A 22,314-nucleotide genomic window follows, 5' to 3' on the forward strand; every position below is an offset into this window, starting at 1 on the left:
TTCAGGTGTCAATACCACGCCAAAGTTCTGCATACTAATTCATTGTAACAAAATTAGTTCCGCTGCTACGGGTAAATGATCGGATTCTGTTGCTTCTAAAACAGAACTCGATTTAGCACCCCAATGCTTTGAATGCCAAATATAATCAATGCGGCAAACCGGATAAGTTAAGTGCAAGTTAATTCTTTTCGCAAAGAAACCGCGAGGCCAGGTAAAACCAAACCCAAACCCAGATTTTAGGAAAGCATCTTGCAAAACTTTCTGCACGCTGTAGTAGTCTTGAGATTCGTCTGTCATGTTAAAATCGCCCGCGACAATTACTGGCAAAGTTTCTTGCTGAATTCGCTCTACTAAATCTTGAATTTCGGGAAAGCGTTGTTTGTATTTGTAAACAGGAATTTTTAGAAAAGGCCATATTTTATAGATTTTAACCCACGGGCCGGTTGCTTGCATATTGTAAATGACTATCTCTTGCTGCTTGAAATTAACAATTGCCCGCTGCTGCGTTTCTGGATGATCGGCTAAGTGCAATATTTCGCTGGATGAAATCGGATACTTACTGAGAATTCCTACAGGCGGAGTGTCTACTTGATAGGGATAGTTTGTTTTTAACACATTAAAAACTCTTTTCCTATGCGGGCGAACAGTTTCTTGTAAAAATACAATATCCGGTTGTTCTCGCTCGATTAGTTTAACTAGAGTTGGCGACTTAGTTGTATACCAACCGACGTTATGCGATAATATTTTGAGGCTGGGATGGGAATTGGCGATGCTTGTTGTTGATTCGGGGGAAAAGTATTTGAGATGCAGCCAGCTTAGGAGTAGAATGCAGGCAATTGATGAAATAATAGAGAACCAGCGGTTTTTGATAATTGAAAATGCTAGTATGGGTAAAAATAAAATTGGCAATAAAATTAAGGGACTGAAAGTGCCAATAAAAGCAACAATCCACAGCCGATCCCAAAAGATTAGTCTGAGAATGAAGTAGCCGATAATGAAGGCTGAGTAGCTGTAAGCGAAAAAAATTACAGCTTGTTTGAAGTATCTATGAATCATAATTATAGTTAATTCAGAATAAGAACTTGCTTAAATCGAATTCTTCATTTGACCGATGTTTATTGTCCCTTTCAGAAATTAAGAACAACAAAAGGCGATCGGTATAATCGGCGGCACCCCGAAATTCTTCTCGCAAAATTTCCAAGCCACCGTTAGCATATTCTTCAAAAATTTGCAAGCGTTCTGCCTCTGATTTTTCGTCGAGATGGGAGAGAATTTGCGGATTTTTGGTTTCGCCGATCGCAATTAGCTTGATTGCCATATCGTAGCCCCTCGATACAAAAATATCAACATCGATTGAACCGGGTTCGCGTTTGGAAATTTCCCCTAAGGGCGATCGTTTTTTCCGCTTATTTCCTAAGGAGGCGGCGAAGGCGATGACATCGGCGTATGTCTGGAAAGGCCCGGTTTTGTTGTCGGATAAAGTTAAGGATTTAACTAAATCGGCTTTGTCTTTAGCAATTCTAATTCTGTTGGCAGCCATTTGGTAATTGGAATTGGTAACTGTCAACTGTCAATTGTCAACTGTCAATTGTCAACTGTCAACTGTCAACTGTCAACTGTTTACAATGTCCGCAATAGCATGATTTTTTGTGCAAAACCACCTCTGTTTTCCCGGCGCTTGGCTTGCGCGTTTAAAATGCAATTTTCCGAAATACCATAACTCGCCATCAGCGCATCTATCACCTCATACAAATCAGCCAATTCCTCTATCAAATTCTCCCCGTCAGCCTCGGCGACTTCTGTCGCTTCTTCAATTAATTTTTGCCGCAAAGCTTGACGGTATTCTTCATCTGACAAAACAGCAGTTTCGCATTCGTTGCCGCTTTGTCGAATAATTTCAGGAATGCGATCGCGCACCAACTTATTGTACTCTTTTTCCATCTCAGGCTTCCTTTAACTTTGACTAAAATTTTGAATCAACCAGCGATTGATTTCTCCATCATCTTGAGTTTGACTGCGATTTAAGGCTTCCTCAACTAACGCGATTTCTAGCCCAGGTAAAACCCGCGACTGTTGAATTCTGCCACTACTTCCGCCATTAATTGCAAAGGCAAAAACCTCCCGCGTGTTTGCACGTTCAACCCAATATTCGCTAATTCCTGCGTCTTCATAAAGCAACCGCTTGTTACCCAAATCATCACTAAAAGAAGATGCGCCAATTTCTATTACCAAATTAGGCGGATCGTATTCATTCAAATTAACAGGTGAATTGCTGTCATTAGGAGGAACCCTCAAATCGGAACCGATGTAGTAAGCTAGATTGGGTTGAAACTCACGAATACCTGTTTTGCGGAAACTGGCATTAGCAAATTGAACTACTCGGATATTTCTAAATGCAGCAAACAGAATAACTACATACGGGATAATTGAATTGTGACGCCCGTGCAATGGCCCGACTGGTGATATTTCTACCCTCACGTATTGTTCGTAATAATAAAATTTGCCTTTTTCCCACGTTGAGTCATCAGCAAACGCCAGAAACTCTTCCCAAGTTGCTTTTGTCCAAATATCCGTTTCCAAAACCTGTGTAATTGCCGAACTAGAAGCCATAATCTACCTCTACAATTTTTGTATATTCAAATTCGTCGGGACTGCGCTTAACTAAAGCATAGCGCGTCCCCCCCAGGTAGATCGAATCTTCTTGACAATCAGCTTTAGGAGAATTGTACTCCAGTACGTATTCCTTACCGATCGCATTTTCCATCTCTTGGGCTACTTCTCCGCGCCACTGAGTTTTCGTTACCAAAACTATGAGTTGATTCGCTAACTTTGGCAGTTTGTTCGCAATTTGTTTGCGATAAATCTCGTCCAAACTGCCAAACGGAGAATCCATGACAATGGGAAAGGTACTGCTATCCGGGCCCATCAAAGTATTTTTTTGACTCCACTCGCGCACGCCCTCAATAATCCCGCCGATAAATGACAAACTGAGGATTTGATTTTCTCCCGTCGAAGCGGCGACTAGAGATTCTTGTCCTGAGGTGTTTTCTACTAGGGTTAGTTCGTATTTATCGCTCAATTTGGGGATGTAAGGAGTAAAAGAAATTTGACTGAAAATATCTTGCACTCGCTTTTCTAAATGAGAACAAAACTGTTTTTCTAAACGCGATCGCACTTCTGTCAGGCGATCGATCGCATCCTGAGACGCAGCAATCCGGCGCTGGGCCAATACTTGCTTTTCCTCATTCAGTTGCTGCTTGTCGATTTGCTTGTCGAAAGCCACTATCTGGGCAGTCAAACTCTCAATCTGCTGCTGGTTAGAGCCTGTTTCTCGGTGCAAATCGCCAATTTTTGCCTCAATCTCATCCAAGCGCTTTTGCAAGCGGCTGACATCGCCGTTAGGGAAGTTTTTTAGCTTGGTGTGAATGTCGTCTAACTGGCTTTCCACGCGAGAAAGTTCGGATCTACCGCGACTGATATTGCTTTGTTGGCGATCGATTTCGTCCCAAAAATCAGCTATTTGGCGATCGATCTCATTGATGCGATCGCTAATTCGGATCGTAGTTTCTTCCACATCCCCAGCACCGGCTTTATTCATCCAACCCGTGACATTTTTGCAAGCTTCTGAACCCTCCACCAATTGGGCACCGCAGATACACCGCTGCTGTACTAATAACTGTTCCAAAAATGGCCGTTGAATCCCCGAAAGCAACTCGCCTTTTTCCCGCAAATCAGCGATGAGCGTTTCAAATTCAGCCGCCACATCCGACATAAATATCGTATAACCGCGCACAGAAATTTCTCTTTTTATAGCATCTAAATGGGTAGCATTTTGTTGTTTAAGCAAAGTTTGCTGCATTTCTAATTCATTCCGCAATTTTTGCAACTCAGCAGAACCACTGAGTTCTAGCAAGCTAGCATTTACTACTTTTTTTAATTCACCTTGGTTGGTCAATTCTTTCTCAACTTCTACTTGCTTTTGTAAAATTTTATCTTTTTCTTCTTGAAGCTTTTGCTTTTCTTTTAAAAGTTTCTTGATTTCTGAATCGCCAATGCTTTTTAAATCATTTTCGAGAGACTTTCTTGCTTCTCCCAAATGTCGGATAGATCGACTCAATACCTCTACTCCGAGTAATTCCTTAGTAGCTTCAGCAATTTCTTCTTTCTTGTCGTGACGGACTATTTGCTCGATTCGTTCTCCATCAAAAAAGAAATATTGATGCAGGCTTTCCGGTAAAATCCGCCCGATAATATCGTCTGGATGCTGCGCCGACGGCATCCAGCGCCCGTCATCTTTTGATATTTGCAAGAATAATTCATTCTTGCCATGTTCTACATTATTTTCACCTTTATAAACGCGGCAAGCACGTCTTACTTTATAGTGACTTGTGTCATGTTCAAAAATAATCTCTACCCAACAATCTACTTTTTTGCCAGATTTGGCTTCCGCAAGGGCGCGTTTATTGACTAATTGTTCTCCCACCGCAAAAGCTGCGCTGAATTTTTCATACAGCACCCAAGTAAATCCGTTCATTAAAGCTGTTTTTCCGGCGCCGTTATTGCCATGAATTACCGTGATGTTTTGTTCGCCCCAAGCTAGCTTAATTTCGGGAGTTTGGCCGTAAAATTGCCGAAAATTGCACAGAACAATTGACATTAATTTCATAGAACCGCTTCCTTAATTATTTTCAAAATGTCATCGCTAATATAGCGGGGAACTCTCATATATAGTTTATCTTTTTCCAGTTCCAATACGCGCTCGATAATTTGTCTGACTTCCGGCGGCGCGGTGGTAATTGGTTGCTGTACGTCGCTCAAGTCTTTGTCAGTATGATAGCTGGAACGCTTTTCTGCTAAAATAGCGATCGGTACGGGTGCGATCGCACTATCTCCATATCTAAAAGCTTTAACCAGATTTTTAGTCATAGGTAGAAGAAGGAAGTTCGGCAACGGATTCTGTAACGGATGTAACGGATGTAACGGATGTAACGGATTCAGTCCGATGGAAGAAGGAAGTTGGGCAACGGATTCGCTCAACCGATGTAACGGATGTAACGGATTCAGTCCGATGGAAGAAGGCTATAAGGCCAGGCTAGGGGGTAAAAATAAGGAAGAAGGAATAAGGCTTATGGCAGCTTGCTTTTGAGTCATGTTTATTGGATATTTAATTAAGTTAACTTAGTTGTTTTGTTGCCAAAATCAAAACATTCAGAGTGACGCGTGGGGTGAGAAACCGGGTTTCTACGAGTTTTGCTGTCGTGTCACGAGAAATCTGCAAAGAAACCCGGTTTCTACGATTTTGACGAGAAACGAGAAATTTAGGAAAAAAGCAGGTTTCTGAGGTCTGTGCGTGCCACCAAACTAAACTAACTGGTCAAACTGCGATCGAATAATTATATCTTTTTAAGATAAACCGAACCTGAATAAATGTCAAATATCCAACAATCCGTAACGTTTTTGAATTTGCACCAATTTGACCCTAGCTTCCCCAGCATTGTCAGCTAAATCGGCAAATTCCAGGAAGCGCTTTAACTCTTTTCGCAGCAAGTTACGCTCGACTTCTAAACTTTCTCGACCCAAATCTGGAGGCAAAACTATCATATCAAATAAAGTTGCCCTTTCTTTCCCTGGATGCGGCCGCAAGATTCGTCCCCGGCGCTGAACAAACTGGCGCGGATTGCTGCTGCTTGCTAAAATTACAGCATGGCGAATTGCTGGAATATCAACGCCTTCATCCAAACAGCGAATCGCGACTAAACCTTGCAATTCTCCACTCTCAAATTGTTGGCGCAATCTTTCTCTTTCTGCTAAGGGAGTCGCCGCCGTATAGGTGTTAATCCGATAACCTAATTCTGAACCTAATAATTTGGCGGTTTCTGTGAGTTGGCGGTGGTTGCTGCGGCGCGCACCTGCTTCGATCGCACCGTCGCCGCAGTAAAATAATGTATGGGATGTGTCGAGACGGTGCATCATTAGTTCTCGCAACGCTGTTAATTTATTAGCCGCCGCCCCAATCAATCTAGCCCGCTGCATTAATAAGGTTGTTAAAGCATCATTTGGTTCTATTTTTTCCTCGCCCGACAGCGCCCAACCAATTTTTTTAGTTAAGTAGGAATATTTGCGGGTTTCGGATTCGGTCAATTCGACTAAAATCGGATAGTATAAATAATGTACTAATGCTTTTTGGCGGATGGCGTCGGCTAAGGTGAGTTCGGGCTGCAAAACTGGGCCGAAATAATCTAAGATAGCTTCAGTTCCCTGTTCGTCGAAGTGTCTTTCTGGAGTGGCGGAAAGGGCGAGGCGGAGTCCAATGTTGCGGGGTAAACTTTCTCCTAAACGGGGCGCGCCTAGGTTGTGTACTTCGTCTCCAATAATTAGGGTTTTTTCGGGGAAATACCGGATTTGCGATCGCAAGCTATCCAACATTAATGTAGCGTTAGTTGTGATGATTGTCAGAAATAGCCGTGAAGCGCAGCTATCCCCTAGGGAATCGCCAGATCGCACTTCATACAAACCAGAAGCCAGCTTTTTTTGCCAAGTGCGGGCGTTATCAAACGCTAAAATAGGTTTTAAACCAAATTTCTCCGATTCGCGCGCCCACTGATTCACCAGATGGCAGTACGGGCAAATTACGAGCAGGACTTGAAGGTTAATTTTATTGTATAATTCAGTGGCGATCGCCAGCGCAGTAATCGTCTTGCCGCTACCCGTCGCCATCTTCAGCGTACCGCGTCCCCGATTTGCAAACCAATTATCAACCGCCTGTTGCTGATACTGTCGCAATTGCAGCGATGGCGGCATCCTCGGGAACCCAAATTCCGAATGATTAAAGGTCGATCGATTCACTGTAAAATGTAGTTAGATGCAAACTTCCCTGATTCAACTGTAACTCATTTCTAATTAAAACTTAACAACCCAAACAAGTCATCCGCGGACAGTTGCAAATCAGACAGCACATCGAGTACAGGTAAAATATCCTCACCCTCCTTCCCCTCTGGTTGCTGCTGCGGCTTAAAAACCAGAACTAATTTTTCTTCCGGGTCAATCAACCAACCTAATTTAGCACCGTGATTTAAGCAAAACAAAATATTATTAATAACCCGAGTTGGATTTTGATCCGGCAATAAAATCTCAATTGTCCAATCCGGCACAATTTTAAACCTATTTTCTATTTCTCCATTAGCATTGAGAAGAATGCGCGACCACTCAAACACGGCTATATCTGGAACAATAGAACGTCCTCCAAAAGTGCAGCGCAATTCTGAAAAAGCAAAAGCTAACTTTTGCGGTTCTCCCACCTGATTAATTCTATTCCCAAAACGGGTTTGCAACGTGCTGTGTTTTCCTTGCGGCATAGATTTTTGATAAATTTGACCGTCAACATACTCGCTAGCAGGCTTAGTTTCTGGAATCAGCAAAAACTCTTCCAGAGAAATCTTGGACGGAGACTGAATTGACGTTAGCATAAGCGATTCAACCCTCAAAAACTCTTAAAAATTCACATCGCCGTCAGTTTCCCAATCAGGACAACTGTCCGATTCCACACCAGTAGGGTGCATCGCACAAACCAACAAATTTCCGCCGTAAACTTGACCGTGATAGTTCATGCAACCGCGACAAACCGGATGCTGCGTCGGCGAAGGGTCTACATAAGTCACAAACGACGAATCTATCTCATCAAAATCCGGCTCAAAGTCCCGGCAAATTTCAATTATTGGTTCGAGAAATTCATTTAAATAACCATCAAATTCATTTAAATAACCATCAACTTCAACAATCAGGTTATTTTGTACTTGTTCAGTAAACTCTTCCGAAATTTTTACCAAAACGTCCAGCATTTCGACAAACTCTTCGCCGATGTCGGTGAAAAAATGCTCTACTTCAGAAACAGCATTTTCCATGACTTCAAAAAAATCTTTAGACCAATCTTCCATAAATTTGACGGCTAAACTATAGCGGTTCTCAAGCGTGGTGAGGTACGCAGGTTCCAATCCAATGGCTTATGCCCGCGGAACCCCATGCCCTATGCCCTATGCCCTATGCCCTATGCCCATAAGAGCACCTCATGTTACTGAAAAAGGCTATATTGCAAAATATTTAACAGATAAGTACAGCCTGCCTCCAGCGAAGCGATCGCACCTAATCTCAATTCTATTACCTATTGCGGTATATCCACCCACATCTGACAGAGAAGATATTCAAAAAGGGAACTCAAGATTATTATCCTGAGTTCCCTTCATGCTTTGCTGCGCGAGCTTTTTTCGCTTAATCGCGCTTGAGCCGCCGCAATTCGTCTTGTAAATTCTGTACCTGTTCGCGGAGCTTGTCTACGCCGCCGGTTTCTTTAGTTTCTTTTGTAGAAACTTCTTCTTCCTCAGAAACAATTTCAATCCGCCGAGGTTCAGCGGTTTTTTTGTCCCCAGCAGCTTCTACAGGTGGTTGCTGCTGCTGAGCTTGTTGCACCATATCATCAACAAAGCGACGAGCTTCTTCTGTTGACATCTCACCGCGCTTCACCAATTCATCTGCCAGCTTTTGGGCTTCAGTGCGTAATTCAGTTAACTTGCTGCCAGCTTTTTCACCAGCGTAGGAAGCTAGCCCGACACCAAGGTAAACTGCTTTTTGTAAAATATCTCCGAAACCAGGCATAGGAACTACACCTCATAAAACTGGGTGAACCGGAGACCACGCCTATTACAAGCATCCCGTGTTGCTGCTACCTTCCGGTCCTGACAAGATTTGGGCGTTGGAATCGCGTGGGGCCAGTTCATTTATGAGTATAGCACAGTTATTTATTCTTCAACCACACACCAGTGATAAATTTCATAAATAACGCAACCGTTCTTCACCAGAGGGTCTTCAGCGACGATCGCCTTTGCCTCATCCATCGAAGCCGCCTCAAACATCAACATACCGCCGCCCCGCCTCGCCCAGTAGCCAGTTTTCGCTCGGTGTCCTTTAGAAATCAAATCTCGGACATAAGCTCTGTGAGCTGGCACGTACTGGTCAAACACAGGCTTTTCGACAATTCCTTTCTCAATTTTGACAAACCAAGGCATATTAAATTTTAGATTATAGATTTTGGATTTTGGATTGTAGATTGGGAATGGGTGTTTTGGTGCGGGGCATTGAGGAAATACTCGATCGCCCGTACTCGGCCATTCCTTCCTTAATCCGATGCTATCCCATGCACCTGTCAAAACAAAGATTTTTTATAGCTTTACTGGCGCCGGACGATATTCAAGAGCAGATTACCGAGATTAAACTGTATTTTGCCGATCGCTACAACAGCCGTGGTGCCTTAAATTCGCCACCCCACATCACACTGCAACCTCCCTTTGAATGGCCTGCGGCGGATGTGGCGCAATTAGAGGAAAGTCTCAGGGCCTTTACTGCAAATCGGCTCCCAATTCCCGTTACGCTATCCGGTTTTGCCGCTTTCGCACCCCGCGTCATTTATGCGGATGTTGTCAAATCGCCCCAATTGCTGGAGATTCAAACAGATTTGATGAGTTATGTCGCGGCAAATTTAGGAATTGTCGATCGCATTTCTCAGACTCGCGCATTTGTACCGCACATGACTGTAGCGTTTCGCGATTTAACTGAGGATAATTTTCAAACGGCTTGGCTGGAATTCGCAGCGCGCGAACTCCACTTTGAGTTTACCGCTGCTGCGTTAACCTTACTGCTTCACGACGGCAGCCGCTGGAACATCAGCCAGCAATTTCCGCTTTCAGACTGAACTCTCTCTTCCTTCGCGGACTTCGCGTCTTCGCGGTTCGTTTTCCCAAAAAAACTTGTTTACGCAAGCGGGGGCGAGAAACCGGGTTTCTACGAGTTTTTGCATTTAGTGACGAGAAATATTCATAGAAACCCGGTTTCTGAGGTTGCAAGCCGGGGCGAGAAACTGGGTTTCTACGAGTTTTTGCATTTAGTGACGACAAATATTCAGAGAAACCCGGTTTCTGAGGTTGCAAGTGCATCCACTACAAACCTGTTTAAAATTGAAAGTAAAGTAGATTAGCGATCGCGCCGAGGGGGACTGGCAAGTGCCACAGTTCCATAAACCGCAATTCCCGACTCTTTCAATGTTTTAATTGCCGACTTGACAGTAGTACCGCTAGTGTAAATATCATCAACCAACAAAACTCGATCGCGCGGGAGACGGCGCCGAAAATCTTTCCCCAAAATTAAAGCATCTTTCATTTCCGCTTGCCGCTGCTGTGCTGTCAGAGCGAATAAAGCCTGAGTATTTTTCACCCGCTCCAAACCGTGCCGCTGCAAAGGCAAACCAGTCAGCTCGCAAAAACTTTCCGCCAAAAGTTCCGCCTGATTGAAACCCCGTTCCTTGACCTTTGATTTGTGCATGGGAATCGGTACAACTGTTAAATTGTCAATAGCTAATTCGGGAAAACTCAGCCAAGATTCTGCCAGCCAGCCGCCAAGAGGTTTCGCTAATTGTGGATTTCCTTCATATTTTAAAGCTGCGATCGCCCGTTTGAGAGTCCCGCCGTACTCCCCCCAAACAAAAACACGCTGTTCCGATCCCCAAAATCGACCCGGATCGGCTAACTGACAGTGCTGAAGTTGCTTGTGGCAGTACCCGCAAAACTCCTCGGCGGCCGGTCGCTGACAAAGAGCACAGTTAGACTTAAGAAATAGATTGAGAAAAGATTGGACTAATCCCGTCCATTTTCGCTGGTTCATCCTAAAATTGTGGTATTGTAAAACTTCATTGACTTTATAGCCATTAATAGCCATGTATACTATAATATAGTCAAAAATGAGGGCAAAACAATGCAGCTCGTTTCCAAGCACATTATCGATCGAAACCACTGGCTATACAAGCAGCTAGATAATTTGTGCTTTCTTTCTAAGAATCTTTTCAACTACGCTAACTACCTAATTCGACAAAAATTTATTACCTCGGGAGAATACCTAGATTATTATAAAATACAGAAAATATGTCAGGGAAAGACTGACTATCTAGCATTACCAGCCAAAGTATCTCAGCAAGTATTGTTGAGATTACATGAAAGCTGGAAATCATTTTTTGCAGCTAGCAAGGAATATAACCTCCATCCAGATAAATTCAAAGCCCGACCCAAAATACCCAGATACAAACACAAAACATTAGGCAGAAATGTCCTGACTTACACCGCTCAAGCCATCAGTCAAGAATGGCTCAAAAAAGGAATAATCAATTTCTCGAAAACCCAGATATTTCTAACTACTAAAGTTCGGGTTATAAATCAAGTCAGAATTGTTCCGAAAACTTACCATTACTCGATGGAGGTAGTTTATGAATCCAAGGCTGTAACTGGCTTATCATCAGATGTTGAAGGGATAGCAGGAATTGATATTGGTCTGAATAACTTAGCGACTATTACATCCAATCAAAAAGGGTTCGGGCCGCTGATAATAAATGGTAAACCTCTCAAATCAATCAATGCCTACTATCACAAAAAAAAGGCACAGTTGCAGTCATACTTGAAAAAAGAGAGACAAACATCAATCAAAATTGAACAATTAACTCACAAGCGTAATGTAAAAGTAGATAATTACCTGCATAACGCTAGTAGATTTATCGTCAATCATCTGGCAGCTAACCGAATCGGGACACTGGTGATTGGTAAAAATGATAACTGGAAACAGGGAATAAATCTCGGCAAGCGGAACAATCAGAACTTCGTAGCAATACCTCATGCAAGATTTATTCAAATCCTAACTTATAAAGCGCAGTTAGCAGGAATCGTTGTGAAGGTTATTGAAGAAAGTTACACTTCTAAGTGTTCTTTTTTAGATAATGAAGCTTGTGTCAAGCATTCAGAGTACAAAGGTAAGCGAATTAAGCGAGGTTTGTTTCGTGCTGGTGATGGCAGACTGATCAATGCGGATGTGAATGGCAGCGCTAACATTGTCAAAAAAGCATTTCCCAACGCTTTTGCCGAGGGAATACAGGGCGTAGTAGTACGTCCAGTAAGGGTCACACCTTACAAAATGGTTGTCCGAGGCAAGTGTAATATTTGTCTAGAAAACCTGTAACTATGTGATTAATTGGAAAAACTATCAAAATTAAATCAGTTTCCAAGGACAGGCTCCCAGCGTGACAAACCTCTACTGGCTAGACAAAATTCAACCTTCAGACCGAGATGCAGTGGGAGAAAAAGCATTTTACTTGAGCTGTTTGCTCGCCCAAAATCACCCCGCTCTACCGGGTTTTGTCGTGCCGGCTACAACATTTTCGCAGTTTTTAGAGTCGATCGACTGGCTAGAACCGCTGTTGGCTGACTGGCCCCACTCTTCGCTACACTTGAATGTCGATGAACCCAGACAACTGCAATCGATTGCTCGCAGCATCCGCCACCAAATCCTCAGCGCCAAACTGCCAGATGCACTGCTCTCCACCCTAGAGTCTGCTGTTGGCGCTCTCAACTCCCAAGCCTTAATTTTTCGCCCTTCCCTGACTTCCTGGAACCCGAAAACAGCCGGAATCCTGGAATCTCACGCAGTACGTGCCGAACCACAAGCCATTGAAGCCGGACTCAAACGCGCTTGGGCAGAAGCGTTCAGAGCCAGAAGTCTATTTTACTGGCAGCGGTGCGGCATGAAGATACAGCAAATAAATCCCGTAGTTTTGGTGCAGCCAATCTTCCCAACCATCGCCGCGGGCGAGGTAAAAACTAACAGCGGTGCAGCCTGGGAAATCCAAGCCACCAGCGGTTTGGGACTGTCCCTCGCTCGGGGAGAAACCATCCCCGATTACTATCAAGTGCAGCCCGAAACAGGGGCTGTTAACTTCCAGCGGCTCGGTTACAAAACATTAGCATACAATCTCAAAACCGGGGAGGGGAAGCCGAAAAAAAAACCGCTGCTCGGGAATTGGGAAAGCCGAAAAATCACCAATTCTACATTGTTAATTCCCGATTTTGCTGGCAGTTGCGTGGAACTTTTGACGCTGGGAGAGAAAGGGCAAAGTGAATACGTTTTAGAGGAATCGCAATTGCAAAAACTCATTGAATTGAGCCAAAAAGTAATCGCCGAATTTGACTGTAATGTAATCTTGGAGTGGACGCTAAACCATACAGCAAACAGTAGCGAACCGCAGTTTTATTTTACTCAACTTCGTCTTTTGCCACGGGAACAAGTGGCGCCCTCCCTGGAAAAAGCGATCGCCCAAAGCCGAACTCCTGCTATCCTCAAAGGTTTGGGCGCCGCCTCAGGAAAAGCCGAAGCAATTGCCCAAGTTATGACTAATTCCCACCCAGAAAACGCCGACTTCTTAGCCGGAGGCATTTTGGTAGCCCGCACAATCGATCCGAATTGGCTGCCTTGGTTGAAAGTTGCTGCTGGGATAGTTGCCGAACAAGGAGGCATGACAGGCCACGGCGCCATTTTAGCGAGAGAATTGGGAATTCCTGCGGTTGTGGGAGTTGTGGGGGCGACTCGGGCAATCGCCTCGGGCGATGTGGTGTTGGTAGATGGCGATAGCGGAGAAGTTTTTGCCCTCGCCCCGCATCCGGCGATCGACACAGCAGACAGCAACCCCCTTCAGGAAACGCCAAACAATGCGGATAATTACAGTACAGCAGCAAAAATGTCAATAGCCAATTATCAATCTTCAACATCAGAGCGATCGTCCAATCCCGCATCTAAACCTCGACGGGCAGAATCTCCCGAATCAGTTTGGGGCGCGCCAACGGCAACTCAACTGCTGGTTAATGTCAGCCAAACAAGTTCGATCGATCGCCTCAGAAATCTGCCCATCGACGGCATCGGATTATTGCGCTCCGAATTAATGGCATTGGAAGCTTTGGACTGTCAAAACCCCAAAATTTGGCTGCAAGATGGTCGCCAATCGGAATTTGTCGATCGCATGGCAGATTGCCTCAGCTTATTTGCCGCTGCGGTAGCACCGCGACCAATATTTTATCGATCTCTCGACTTGCGCGAGTCAGGAGCCGACGGCAGTTTCGGCGATACCTTTGAACCGGAGTTATTTGATTGGGAGTTGTCCGTACTTCAAAAAGTCTGCGAGTCAGGTCATACAAATATCAATTTAATTTTGCCTTTCATGCGTTCTGTAGACGAGTTTGTCTACTGCCGCCAGCGCTTAAAAACTATTTTGAAAAATCGACCAGACCAGTTTCAAATGTGGATTATGGCGGAAGTTCCTTCGGTATTATTTTTATTGCCAGATTACGTAAAAGCAGGAGTTCAAGGAATTTCCATCGGCACCAACGATTTAACTCAGTTTCTGTTAGGAATTCACCGCAAGTCCCAAAAGGTAGGAGCTGGTTTCAACGGACGCGATCGAGCAGTGATGAGGGCGATCGAGCAATTAATCCGACAAGCCAGGGCTGCGGGAATTCCTTGTTCTATCTGCGGCGATGCTCCAGCTTTGTATCCCGAGATAGTTGAATCCTTGGTGCGGTGGGGGATTTCGTCTATTTCGGTGAATGTCGATACTACAGAACAGACTTACAGGGCGATCGCCCGCGCCGAACAGCGCCTGTTGCTAGATGCCGCGCGCGCGATCGTTAAAAATTAACCATTATTACAAAAATCTAGTTTTTGCATAAATATATCGCGCTTCCTCACTGAGTTTTTCTGCGATCGCGCCTTAAGAAACCTCAGCGATCATTTAAAAACATCCGATTTTCAAGCTATGATAGAAATATTACCCACACTTTAACTGGAGGTAGAAACAGTGAAATCAAAAATTATTGCAACCGCAGCAATACTTGCGGCCCTCGGCTGTCTGCATCCCCATCCAGCATTATCTCAACCCGCAACTGACGGCGGGACAAAACCAGGATTCTGGCAACCTCAAGCACAGGTTGACAATACTCGCAACATTACCCTGAGACTGTTAAATGAAACCGGATTAAACCTAGAATACGGTCAATCAGGTGTCGGCTTGTCATCCTTGCCAGTTGGAGCTAGCAAAAACATCCTGGTTCGCATCAGCAACCGCACCGGAGACATTGCCAATATTCCGATTAATGTCAAAGGAGGAACCACAACTTTGAAATACGACTATAACGTTGATGCCAAGGAAAACATTGTGACGGTTCGCATCAGCACATCAGACGGCCGCACTAGGCAAGATCGGTCAGTTTATATTGATGAAAAAGGGCGAATTTACTCTTTCTAAGACTGACGCTAATCAACCCGGTTTCTGCTGATAAATCTTGCTTAGACCAGCTAGGTGTCCGTTCAACAGTTGACAGTTGACAGTTGACAGTTGACAGTTGACAGCAACATCTACTTGAAAGTCCGAGGATTGGAGTAATGAATCGTCTTTTTTTAATTTATCCCTAAAACTCAGAGGCTTTCAACCAATTATTTCTGGTAAGAAATCGGGTTTTACGCCTCCGGTGCGTAAATTCTGTCTGGAAAAAGTCCATGTTTTTTTTATGCAGCGGATTTGACATCGCATCTCCCAAATCAACTGATGCTAGCAATTCGGCGCTACTTGCACGCTGGCGCATCAGGTGAGTTCCGAGAGGATGTCAACCGCCGCATCGCGAACTAATATCCGCTGTTCCTGTTCATACCTCCGCCTCGATTGCCCTCTTCTTTCGGTTTAGCTTTGTTCACTCGCAAGGGACGCCCCATCCACTCTGCACCGTCTAATTCGGTAATTGCAGCGTCTTCTTGGGCATCTTCCATCATCTCGACAAATGCAAAGCCGCGCATCCGACCGGTTTCCCTGTCGGTAGGTAAGACAACTCGCTTGACTGTGCCGTACTCTGCAAATACTGATTTCAGGTCTTCTTCGGTGGCGCGGTAGGACAAATTTCCAATATAGATAGTCATGTCGATCGAACTAAACTTGTTGTTGCTACATATAATAACCGGTTCATTTGACTCTCAAGTGCCATCTCGCTTAAAACTGACCAGAAAGAATTGGTTGAAATCCCCAAGCTTTTTCGGGAGAAATTAAAATCAGACTATTCATTACTCCAATACTCGGACTGACCGGGAGAGGTCGCTCTCTGGGGGTCAACTGTCAACTGTCAACTGTCAACTGTCAACTGTTGAAGGATCGCCTTTGAACTAAAAGGGTTTGCCGCACCGACAAACCCTTTCTACTGACTGCAATAGTTAGTCCTTTTGCTTAGTCGATCGAGATCGACTGAGGCCCGGTGCTTTTAGCATTGGTGGCTTCGGCTGCGGGAGGAGTGTAGGAAGTTGAACCGGCTTGCTCATCGATCCAGCTTCTAACGGGATCTTCGTGAAGGTTGAGTCGAAGCAGGCCAGAAAAAAATCCGCCCGCAAAGGCTATAGGCTGTTGGATCAATTCTTTGACCACTGGGATGAGTTCGTCGAGGAACATTCAAGAGTCTCCTTGTGCTGCTGGGGTTCTATCTTTACTGTACCGTTTGTACGGAGATGCTGGCAGCAGACTGCAAAAAAAGGGCGATCGAGCCTGTTAAAGATGGGCAAGCTCATGCTGCAAAAAACGCTTGCCGGAAAATTGTCGGCAAATGATTTACAATGCTAATCTGTTTGTTTACAAAATTTTATGTGCCGTTTGCTTGGCTACCTCGGCGAGCCGATTTTACTCGATTCTATTCTGTACAAGCCGGAACATTCGCTAATTGTGCAGAGTTACCAGCCCCGCGAAATGACTTCGGGCTTGCTCAATGCTGACGGTTTTGGTATCGGTTGGTATCACCCGCACCTCGATACCGATCCGTTTACTTATAAAAATGTACAGCCAATTTGGAACGACATCAATCTGCCGAGTATCAGCCGATATGTTGAATCCGGCTGTGCGATCGCCTATGTTCGCAGTGCAACTTCAGGACAAGCTATAGATTTGAGCAACTGTCAGCCGTTTCAACACGATCGCCTGTTGTTCGTACACAACGGCTTTGTGCAGAATTTTCGCAAAAGTCTTTACAGACCAATTCGCGATCGGCTCAACGATACCGTTTATCAATCAATTAACGGTACTACAGATTCAGAGCACATCTTCGGCTTATTTGTCAATGAATTAACAGCCGGCAACCTGAGCCTAGAAGCTGCTTTGCAAAACTGCCTGAAAACTTTGGCTGAACTAGCAAACGCTCACCAAGTTGAATTTTCAGCAAATATTATTATCAGCGACGGACAGCAGCTCGTTGCATCTCGTTTTGCTTTCCCAAAAGTCCCTCCTTCCCTGTATTGGCTGCGGGACGATTTAAATTTCCCCAATTCTGTCATCATTGCTTCTGAGCCTTTATTTGGTGGCAATTGGCACGAGTGTCCAGTCCAGAGCACGATCAGTACGGGAGTAGACGGTGAGATCGAAATCAATCCAATCTTGTAGAGAGGCAATTTATCAGGATTTGCAGCAGTGTCGCCGCGGCACTTTTCAACTATTTGCAGACATCGATTACAATACTTTCTGCCGTCAAGCCCATCCAGATTTTAGTCCGGTTGGTTGGCATTTAGGTCACATTGCTTATACTGAGGATTTGTGGCTGTTGCAAAAATGTGGTGGGTTCAAGCCAGTTTTTCCTGAGTATCACCAACTGTTTGCTGCGGATATTTTGCCGAAAAAACAACGGGTTTTTTTGCCAACTTTTCCAGAAGTTGAATTATATCTGGATGCGGTTAGAAAAAAGGTGTTAGATTATTTGGAAATAGCGCCGATCGCACAACAGGAACGTCTCTGGCGGTTTATTATTCAGCACGAAAGTCAGCACTGCGAAACAGTTGCTTTCGTGCTGCAAATGCTAAGGAAGGAAGAAGGAAGTTCGGCAACAAGCAATGTGCGGGATGTAGCGGATAGAAGGCATCAGGAACAAGGAAGTTCGGCAACGAGCAATGTGCGGGATGTAATTGATAGAAGGAATCTGGAAAAACAAGGATTAATTACCAATTACCAATTACCAATTCCCAATTACCAATTCCCGATGCCCGATGCCCCATTACCGATTCCCAATTTAGAGATTGAGATTCCCGGCGGGGAATTTTATATGGGAAGCGATGCTGCTGAAACTTTGGATAACGAACGATCGCGCCATCTGTGCGATCTAAAAGCATACGCGATCGATCGCTATCCGGTCACTTGCGGTCAATACCGAGATTTTATGACATCCGGCGGCTATCAGAACCGCGATTGGTGGTCTGCTCAGGGCTGGGAATGGCAAAAAGTTCATTTAGTCGATCGCCCGCTTTACTGGTCAGAAAACCCTGCTTTCAACAACCATCCAGTTTGCGGCGTCAGTTGGTACGAAGCCGAAGCTTACTGCAACTTCGTCGGGAAGCGTTTACCATCGGAAGCCGAATGGGAAAAAGCAGCAAGTTGGGATCCCACAACTGAGACAAAACTTACCTATCCTTGGGGAGAAGCACGGCCAAATGCCAGCCTGTGCAATCACGGCAATCATCTTGCCAATACCTCCCCCGTTGATGCTTTTCCAACGGGAGCAAGTCCAGCAGGCTGTTGCGATATGTTGGGCAATGTCTGGGAGTGGACAGCTTCAACCTTTGACGGCTATCCAGGATTTGAAAGTTATCCTTATCGGGGATACTCTGAACTCTATTTTGATGGAGAACACCGGGTTTTGAAAGGCGGGAGTTGGGCAACTTTTCCTCAGGCAATGCGATCGACTTTTCGGAATTGGTACTATCCGGGCGTGCGGCAAATTATCGCGGGTTTTCGCTGCGCTATAACTACGATCGCATAGGTTCGTAGTGAGGAATGCGAGTCCTCTAATTTTATGCGGACTGAAGTCCTCACTACGAACCTGGAATGCGAGTCCTCTAATTTTATGCGGACTGAAGTCCTCACTACGAACCGTTCAACAGTTGACAGTTGACAGTTGACAGTTGACAGTTGACAGTTTAAAAGCGACCTCTACCTAAAAGTCAGAAGATTGGAGTAATGAATCGTCTGATTTTAATTTCTACGCCAAAGGGAGAGTCTTTTAACCAATTCTTTTTGGTAAAGTTTATTTTTTAAAACATAAATAGTTAATTTTAGACCATATTTGTTTGTCAAACACCAAAACTTTTTTCCACTTTAAAATACTAGGTTAAAAAAGGTTTGTAAATGATTTAATAATTTAGGTTGATATTTGTTGAATTTTAATTTGTGGACGCGACTCGCCATCGGGTGAGAACATACAGAACCCAGAGCGGCCTCAAAAATCTAGCTTGAGTGCGATCTTCAGCAACGCGACAGTGTGCTATATCAATTTGTGCATCTTAATTTTACTCTATGAAATCTCCAAGACTTTCCGACAAGACAAACCCAGCATCAACCAAAGAAAACCGGCTGCACTTAGAGCGGCTGGTGAGCGCTGTGGCACCGACACCCGCAGAAATCAATGCTGGCAGCGATGCAATTACCGGGTTGACTCAAAACCCCAAAACCCTGCCTCCCAAGTATTTCTACGACGATCGCGGCTCGAACCTCTTCGAGTTGATTTGTCAGTTGCCGGAATACTATTTAACGCGCACAGAAACGGCTATTTTGCAAGAGTGTGCGGGGGCGATCGCCCATTTGACGGGCCCGTGCGAAATCGTCGAACTTGGCAGCGGCAGTTCCACGAAAACCCGGATTCTCCTTGATGCTTACAGCAAATTGGAATATCCGCTGCACTATTTGCCGATCGACATCAGCCCTACTATCCTAGAAAGCAGCGCTTGTCAACTGTTAGCAGATTATCCATCGCTCCAAATTCACGGACTTGTCAGCACTTACGAATTAGCCTTAGCTAAAATTGCCCCGTCGCCATTGCCAACCCGAATGATTTGCTTTCTAGGCAGCACCCTCGGCAATCTAAACCATCAAGAATGCGATGTATTCTTCTCGCAAGTTGTCGGTGCATTGCAGCCGGGAGAGTATTTTTTGCTGGGAATTGACTTAGACAAATCTAAGGATATTTTAGAGCCGGCCTACGATGACAGTCAAGGAGTGACCGCAGCATTTAACTTGAATATGCTGCGACATTTAAATCGGAAATATCAGGGAAATTTTGATTTAGCGCAGTTCGAGCATTGGGCTTTTTACAATCAAGAACAATGTCAAATTGAAATGCACTTGAAAAGTAAGAAGGCGCAAACAGTGAACTTGCGCGCGCTCGATTTAACGGTTGAATTTGCCGCCGGAGAAACTATCCGCAGCGAAATTTCGCGCAAGTTTAATCTCAATACTGTCAAGGCAGATCTTTCGCAGCGCGGTTTAAAGCCGGTGCAAGTTTGGACAGATCCAAATCAGTGGTTTGGCTTGATGCTTTGTCAGTTGACAGTTGACAGTTGACAGTTGGCAGTTGGCAGTTGGCAGTTGACAGTTGACTGTTTTGATAGTTGTTATTTGTTATTTGTTATTTGTTATTTTTGAATATCTCCAAATAATCAGTAACTAATGACTAATGACTACTAATATCATGTCCGGTCGATTACCATAACAAAAAACGGTTCGTAGTGCGGACTTCAGTCCGCAATATGCTACGGACTGAAGTCCGCACTACGAACGGATATTATCGCGCTCGATCGGACATAATATAACTACTGACTAATGACTACTGACTACTGACTACTGACTAATTAACAAATCGGCCGCTGTCCGGGTTTTACGGCGTGAATGTACTCGCTGCCGGATGTCGGCCATCCCCGCTTGTAATAGGCTTCCTCGGGCTTCCCCCAGCCCAACTGCAACAAAATTTCGAGAAAATCCAACTTTTCCCACTTCGAGAGACTCGCCCATTCTGTACGCTGGGCTAGAGCTTCTACGTCGATCGGCTCGATCGATCGAAAATCCTTCCCACTATTAATACTCAAATACAAATCCATCCCCGCAGTTACCCGCTCCCAGAATTCCAAAATCGCAGTCTTAGCAGCCTTCAGCGTCATCAAATCAACTGGTAGAGCGATTAATTCGTCATCCACTGCCGGGTAGCGTAGAGTATTGCCTTTAACCGTCATTTCCCGCCAGACAATCCCAGAAACTTGATGTTCCCGCTGGTATTCGTGCACGGCTGCCTTAAAATTTTGATAAGCAGTGAACTTTTGAACGCCCTCAGATTTGAGAAAGCGATCGATCACGGGGTTTCCTGTAGCAGGAGTTTCAGTCAAATTGAGGCGCCGCCCGTGCAAGCAGGCTTGGCGCTCTTGAGCGAGGATTTTAATGAGTTCCGCCGTGCTGTAGATCTTGGGCATCTTTAATTCAGGCAAAATCTATTGATTTGCGGGTCTGGCTGGTTCGATCTGCTAATTTTCAGTAAAGATTATTTGTTTTTTTGAGCAATATCACTTTTGCCGTTATTTTAACTTTTCTTTGTGCTTAATTCTAGTTTGATAGTTTACACGAGTTGGGCCCATAAATCCCGAAAGCTTTTTGAAAAAAGCAGTTAATCGCGATACAGAATTGCGAGTTAGGCTGTCCGCTGTGCGGCCGACGTACCTCGTGGAATTTTTCGCCAACAACAAAGCCCCCTCACTCGAAGGAGGGGGCTAAACTGAGTTAAAGGTTTGGCAATTGTATTTAGCGAGTCCAACAACCCGAAAAAAAAGCAGCATTCGCGCTTGCTGTCAACTACCAAAACTCAAATTTTTAGTTTCCAAGCTTAGTAGCGTCGTGAAGAGCGATTGTTGTCGCCCCAGCCGCCGCCGCCACCCGAGGAGCGTTTGTTGTTGTTTTCCCGAGGTTTGGCTTTGTTGACTTTCAAGTCACGGCCCATCCACTCAGCACCGTCGAGGGCTGCAATGGCTGCTGCTTCTTCTGCTTCGCTGGCCATTTCGACAAAAGCAAAACCCCGCATTCTGCCTGTTTCCCGATCCACTGGCACTTGGACGCGGCTTACAGTACCGTACTCGGCAAATACTTCGTTGAGGTCGTCTGATGTGACCTCATAAGAAAGATTACCCACGTAAATCGACATAAAATCTCCAGAATCTAATTAGGGTGCAGAGACTTAGATTCGGAGAGACGCTTGTAAATAAACACCAACAAACTACGCAACCGAATTTAATTCTTGAAAAACTACTATAACATGAAGCCAGCAGAATCAGCAATTGCCTGTCTTAATTTTCAATTTAGGGTGCCGTCGGGCAATCTCCCACGGAAAGTATTCTTGATAACTGACATATTGCACTGTTAGCCTCATCACCTTGGTTTTTTGCTGTGCGATCGAGCTGAGGGCTGATTTTTTTGATTGCTGTTAGCAGGTGGATGTTGACAGTTGACAGTTGACAGTTGACAGTTGACAGTTGACAGTTGACAGTTGATTAGACTTCTTGCCTCAGTCCTTTTAATCAAATTTTGGGAAGCTGCTCAAAGCAATCTCACAATTAAAAAAAATGTGGGATGTT

The 22,314-nt window shown here is 44.7% G+C and carries 25 protein-coding genes and 1 other RNA gene; 7 read left to right on the plus strand and 19 right to left on the minus strand.

Features of this window, described 5'->3' with window-relative positions:
* Positions 1–39 precede the first annotated feature (39 nt).
* The 12 genes from QZ918_RS20315 to QZ918_RS20370 all read right to left on the minus strand — a co-directional run bounded on the left by QZ918_RS20315 (position 40) and on the right by QZ918_RS20370 (position 9,059).
* Positions 40–1,056, minus strand: coding sequence for an endonuclease/exonuclease/phosphatase family protein (locus QZ918_RS20315; protein WP_293150122.1), 1,017 nt, complete (start codon positions 1,054–1,056; stop codon positions 40–42).
* Positions 1,057–1,069: 13 nt separating this feature from the next.
* Positions 1,070–1,540: a DNA phosphorothioation-associated protein 4 gene (locus tag QZ918_RS20320; protein WP_293150124.1), complete on the minus strand. Its 471-nt coding sequence runs from the start codon at positions 1,538–1,540 to the stop codon at positions 1,070–1,072.
* Positions 1,541–1,620: 80 nt separating this feature from the next.
* The gene (locus QZ918_RS20325) at positions 1,621–1,941 is read right to left on the minus strand and encodes a nucleoside triphosphate pyrophosphohydrolase (protein ID WP_293337946.1); all 321 of its coding nucleotides are present in this window, start codon (positions 1,939–1,941) and stop codon (positions 1,621–1,623) included.
* Between the two features lie 12 nt (positions 1,942–1,953).
* Entirely contained in the window at positions 1,954–2,610 is a 657-nt protein-coding gene (locus QZ918_RS20330; RefSeq protein ID WP_293337947.1) for a Uma2 family endonuclease, read from the minus strand.
* Positions 2,600–4,666 (minus strand): AAA family ATPase, encoded by a 2,067-nt coding sequence (locus QZ918_RS20335; protein WP_293337948.1) that lies wholly within the window; start codon positions 4,664–4,666, stop codon positions 2,600–2,602. The genes QZ918_RS20330 and QZ918_RS20335 overlap by 11 nt, the downstream gene beginning before the upstream one ends.
* Positions 4,663–4,926, minus strand: coding sequence for a hypothetical protein (locus QZ918_RS20340; protein ID WP_293337949.1), 264 nt, complete (start codon positions 4,924–4,926; stop codon positions 4,663–4,665). Before QZ918_RS20340 ends, QZ918_RS20335 begins: the two co-directional genes overlap by 4 nt.
* 504 nt (positions 4,927–5,430) lie before the next feature.
* Positions 5,431–6,801: a DNA phosphorothioation system restriction enzyme gene (locus tag QZ918_RS20345; RefSeq protein ID WP_293337950.1), complete on the minus strand. Its 1,371-nt coding sequence runs from the start codon at positions 6,799–6,801 to the stop codon at positions 5,431–5,433.
* 95 nt (positions 6,802–6,896) lie between these two features.
* Complete coding sequence (locus QZ918_RS20350) at positions 6,897–7,466, minus strand: Uma2 family endonuclease (RefSeq protein WP_293150136.1); 570 nt, start codon at positions 7,464–7,466, stop codon at positions 6,897–6,899.
* 24 nt (positions 7,467–7,490) lie between these two features.
* On the minus strand, positions 7,491–7,934 hold the full coding sequence (locus QZ918_RS20355; RefSeq protein WP_293150196.1) for a hypothetical protein: 444 nt from the start codon (positions 7,932–7,934) through the stop codon (positions 7,491–7,493).
* A gap of 331 nt (positions 7,935–8,265) precedes the next feature.
* Positions 8,266–8,649 carry a phasin family protein gene (locus QZ918_RS20360; RefSeq protein ID WP_293150138.1) on the minus strand — a complete coding sequence of 128 codons (384 nt, stop codon included), beginning with the start codon at positions 8,647–8,649 and terminating at the stop codon, positions 8,266–8,268.
* 23 nt (positions 8,650–8,672) lie between these two features.
* Positions 8,673–8,769: signal recognition particle sRNA small type (gene ffs, locus QZ918_RS20365), an RNA gene on the minus strand.
* A 23-nt stretch (positions 8,770–8,792) separates the two neighbouring features.
* The gene (locus tag QZ918_RS20370) at positions 8,793–9,059 is read right to left on the minus strand and encodes a YciI family protein (protein WP_293150140.1); all 267 of its coding nucleotides are present in this window, start codon (positions 9,057–9,059) and stop codon (positions 8,793–8,795) included.
* 29 nt (positions 9,060–9,088) lie between these two features.
* Here QZ918_RS20370 and QZ918_RS20375 point away from each other — a divergent pair, with 29 nt between their 5' ends.
* Positions 9,089–9,742, plus strand: a complete 654-nt coding sequence (locus tag QZ918_RS20375) for a 2'-5' RNA ligase family protein (protein ID WP_527250418.1) — start codon at positions 9,089–9,091, stop codon at positions 9,740–9,742.
* A 278-nt stretch (positions 9,743–10,020) separates the two neighbouring features.
* Here QZ918_RS20375 and QZ918_RS20380 read toward each other — a convergent pair whose 3' ends face one another.
* Positions 10,021–10,707: a ComF family protein gene (locus QZ918_RS20380; RefSeq protein WP_293150142.1), complete on the minus strand. Its 687-nt coding sequence runs from the start codon at positions 10,705–10,707 to the stop codon at positions 10,021–10,023.
* Between the two features lie 90 nt (positions 10,708–10,797).
* Here QZ918_RS20380 and QZ918_RS20385 point away from each other — a divergent pair, with 90 nt between their 5' ends.
* The 3 genes from QZ918_RS20385 (at position 10,798) to QZ918_RS20395 (ending at position 15,157) form a co-directional block, all read left to right on the plus strand.
* A complete protein-coding gene (locus QZ918_RS20385; protein ID WP_293150144.1) occupies positions 10,798–12,045 on the plus strand; it encodes an RNA-guided endonuclease InsQ/TnpB family protein in 1,248 nt (415 codons plus the stop codon).
* A 61-nt stretch (positions 12,046–12,106) separates the two neighbouring features.
* Positions 12,107–14,551, plus strand: a complete 2,445-nt coding sequence (locus QZ918_RS20390; protein ID WP_293337951.1) for a putative PEP-binding protein — start codon at positions 12,107–12,109, stop codon at positions 14,549–14,551.
* Positions 14,552–14,710: 159 nt separating this feature from the next.
* Positions 14,711–15,157, plus strand: a complete 447-nt coding sequence (locus QZ918_RS20395) for a hypothetical protein (protein WP_293337952.1) — start codon at positions 14,711–14,713, stop codon at positions 15,155–15,157.
* Between the two features lie 163 nt (positions 15,158–15,320).
* Here the strand turns inward: QZ918_RS20395 and QZ918_RS20400 are convergent, their stop codons facing one another.
* The 3 genes from QZ918_RS20400 to QZ918_RS20410 all read right to left on the minus strand — a co-directional run bounded on the left by QZ918_RS20400 (position 15,321) and on the right by QZ918_RS20410 (position 16,342).
* On the minus strand, positions 15,321–15,494 hold the full coding sequence (locus QZ918_RS20400) for a hypothetical protein (RefSeq protein ID WP_293150150.1): 174 nt from the start codon (positions 15,492–15,494) through the stop codon (positions 15,321–15,323).
* Between the two features lie 40 nt (positions 15,495–15,534).
* A complete protein-coding gene (gene rbp / locus QZ918_RS20405; RefSeq protein WP_293150152.1) occupies positions 15,535–15,822 on the minus strand; it encodes an RNA-binding regulator in 288 nt (95 codons plus the stop codon).
* Between the two features lie 301 nt (positions 15,823–16,123).
* Positions 16,124–16,342: a ssl0294 family protein gene (locus QZ918_RS20410; protein ID WP_293150155.1), complete on the minus strand. Its 219-nt coding sequence runs from the start codon at positions 16,340–16,342 to the stop codon at positions 16,124–16,126.
* 189 nt (positions 16,343–16,531) lie between these two features.
* On the opposite strand from QZ918_RS20410, the gene egtC reads away from it, so the two are divergent.
* The 3 genes from egtC to egtD all read left to right on the plus strand — a co-directional run bounded on the left by egtC (position 16,532) and on the right by egtD (position 20,263).
* The gene (egtC, locus tag QZ918_RS20415; RefSeq protein ID WP_293337954.1) at positions 16,532–17,320 is read left to right on the plus strand and encodes an ergothioneine biosynthesis protein EgtC; all 789 of its coding nucleotides are present in this window, start codon (positions 16,532–16,534) and stop codon (positions 17,318–17,320) included.
* The gene (locus QZ918_RS20420) at positions 17,292–18,686 is read left to right on the plus strand and encodes an SUMF1/EgtB/PvdO family nonheme iron enzyme (protein WP_293337956.1); all 1,395 of its coding nucleotides are present in this window, start codon (positions 17,292–17,294) and stop codon (positions 18,684–18,686) included. Before egtC ends, QZ918_RS20420 begins: the two co-directional genes overlap by 29 nt.
* A gap of 533 nt (positions 18,687–19,219) precedes the next feature.
* Positions 19,220–20,263 (plus strand): L-histidine N(alpha)-methyltransferase, encoded by a 1,044-nt coding sequence (gene egtD, locus QZ918_RS20425; RefSeq protein ID WP_293179237.1) that lies wholly within the window; start codon positions 19,220–19,222, stop codon positions 20,261–20,263.
* A 287-nt stretch (positions 20,264–20,550) separates the two neighbouring features.
* Here the strand turns inward: egtD and QZ918_RS20430 are convergent, their stop codons facing one another.
* From QZ918_RS20430 to QZ918_RS20440, 3 genes are all read right to left on the minus strand, one after another.
* A complete protein-coding gene (locus QZ918_RS20430) occupies positions 20,551–21,162 on the minus strand; it encodes a hypothetical protein (protein ID WP_293150165.1) in 612 nt (203 codons plus the stop codon).
* Positions 21,163–21,569: 407 nt separating this feature from the next.
* Positions 21,570–21,884: an RNA-binding regulator gene (gene rbp / locus QZ918_RS20435; protein ID WP_293150167.1), complete on the minus strand. Its 315-nt coding sequence runs from the start codon at positions 21,882–21,884 to the stop codon at positions 21,570–21,572.
* 224 nt (positions 21,885–22,108) lie between these two features.
* The gene (locus QZ918_RS20440) at positions 22,109–22,261 is read right to left on the minus strand and encodes a hypothetical protein (RefSeq protein WP_293337958.1); all 153 of its coding nucleotides are present in this window, start codon (positions 22,259–22,261) and stop codon (positions 22,109–22,111) included.
* Between the last annotated feature and the right edge of the window lie 53 nt (positions 22,262–22,314).

This window comes from Microcoleus sp. CAWBG58 (assembly GCF_020883045.1).
Lineage (GTDB): Bacteria > Cyanobacteriota > Cyanobacteriia > Cyanobacteriales > Microcoleaceae > Microcoleus.

Coding starts and splice junctions, on each gene's coding strand:
- QZ918_RS20315 (WP_293150122.1), bottom strand. CDS start 1,056: ATGATTCATAGATACTTCAAACAAGCTGTAATTTTTTTCGCTTACAGC.
- QZ918_RS20320 (WP_293150124.1), bottom strand. CDS start 1,540: ATGGCTGCCAACAGAATTAGAATTGCTAAAGACAAAGCCGATTTAGTT.
- QZ918_RS20325 (WP_293337946.1), bottom strand. CDS start 1,941: ATGGAAAAAGAGTACAATAAGTTGGTGCGCGATCGCATTCCTGAAATT.
- QZ918_RS20330 (WP_293337947.1), bottom strand. CDS start 2,610: ATGGCTTCTAGTTCGGCAATTACACAGGTTTTGGAAACGGATATTTGG.
- QZ918_RS20335 (WP_293337948.1), bottom strand. CDS start 4,666: ATGAAATTAATGTCAATTGTTCTGTGCAATTTTCGGCAATTTTACGGC.
- QZ918_RS20340 (WP_293337949.1), bottom strand. CDS start 4,926: ATGACTAAAAATCTGGTTAAAGCTTTTAGATATGGAGATAGTGCGATC.
- QZ918_RS20345 (WP_293337950.1), bottom strand. CDS start 6,801: ATGCCGCCATCGCTGCAATTGCGACAGTATCAGCAACAGGCGGTTGAT.
- QZ918_RS20350 (WP_293150136.1), bottom strand. CDS start 7,466: ATGCTAACGTCAATTCAGTCTCCGTCCAAGATTTCTCTGGAAGAGTTT.
- QZ918_RS20355 (WP_293150196.1), bottom strand. CDS start 7,934: ATGGAAGATTGGTCTAAAGATTTTTTTGAAGTCATGGAAAATGCTGTT.
- QZ918_RS20360 (WP_293150138.1), bottom strand. CDS start 8,649: ATGCCTGGTTTCGGAGATATTTTACAAAAAGCAGTTTACCTTGGTGTC.
- QZ918_RS20370 (WP_293150140.1), bottom strand. CDS start 9,059: ATGCCTTGGTTTGTCAAAATTGAGAAAGGAATTGTCGAAAAGCCTGTG.
- QZ918_RS20380 (WP_293150142.1), bottom strand. CDS start 10,707: ATGAACCAGCGAAAATGGACGGGATTAGTCCAATCTTTTCTCAATCTA.
- QZ918_RS20385 (WP_293150144.1), top strand. CDS start 10,798: ATGCAGCTCGTTTCCAAGCACATTATCGATCGAAACCACTGGCTATAC.
- QZ918_RS20400 (WP_293150150.1), bottom strand. CDS start 15,494: ATGCGCCAGCGTGCAAGTAGCGCCGAATTGCTAGCATCAGTTGATTTG.
- rbp (WP_293150152.1), bottom strand. CDS start 15,822: ATGACTATCTATATTGGAAATTTGTCCTACCGCGCCACCGAAGAAGAC.
- QZ918_RS20410 (WP_293150155.1), bottom strand. CDS start 16,342: ATGTTCCTCGACGAACTCATCCCAGTGGTCAAAGAATTGATCCAACAG.
- egtC (WP_293337954.1), top strand. CDS start 16,532: ATGTGCCGTTTGCTTGGCTACCTCGGCGAGCCGATTTTACTCGATTCT.
- egtD (WP_293179237.1), top strand. CDS start 19,220: ATGAAATCTCCAAGACTTTCCGACAAGACAAACCCAGCATCAACCAAA.
- QZ918_RS20430 (WP_293150165.1), bottom strand. CDS start 21,162: ATGCCCAAGATCTACAGCACGGCGGAACTCATTAAAATCCTCGCTCAA.
- rbp (WP_293150167.1), bottom strand. CDS start 21,884: ATGTCGATTTACGTGGGTAATCTTTCTTATGAGGTCACATCAGACGAC.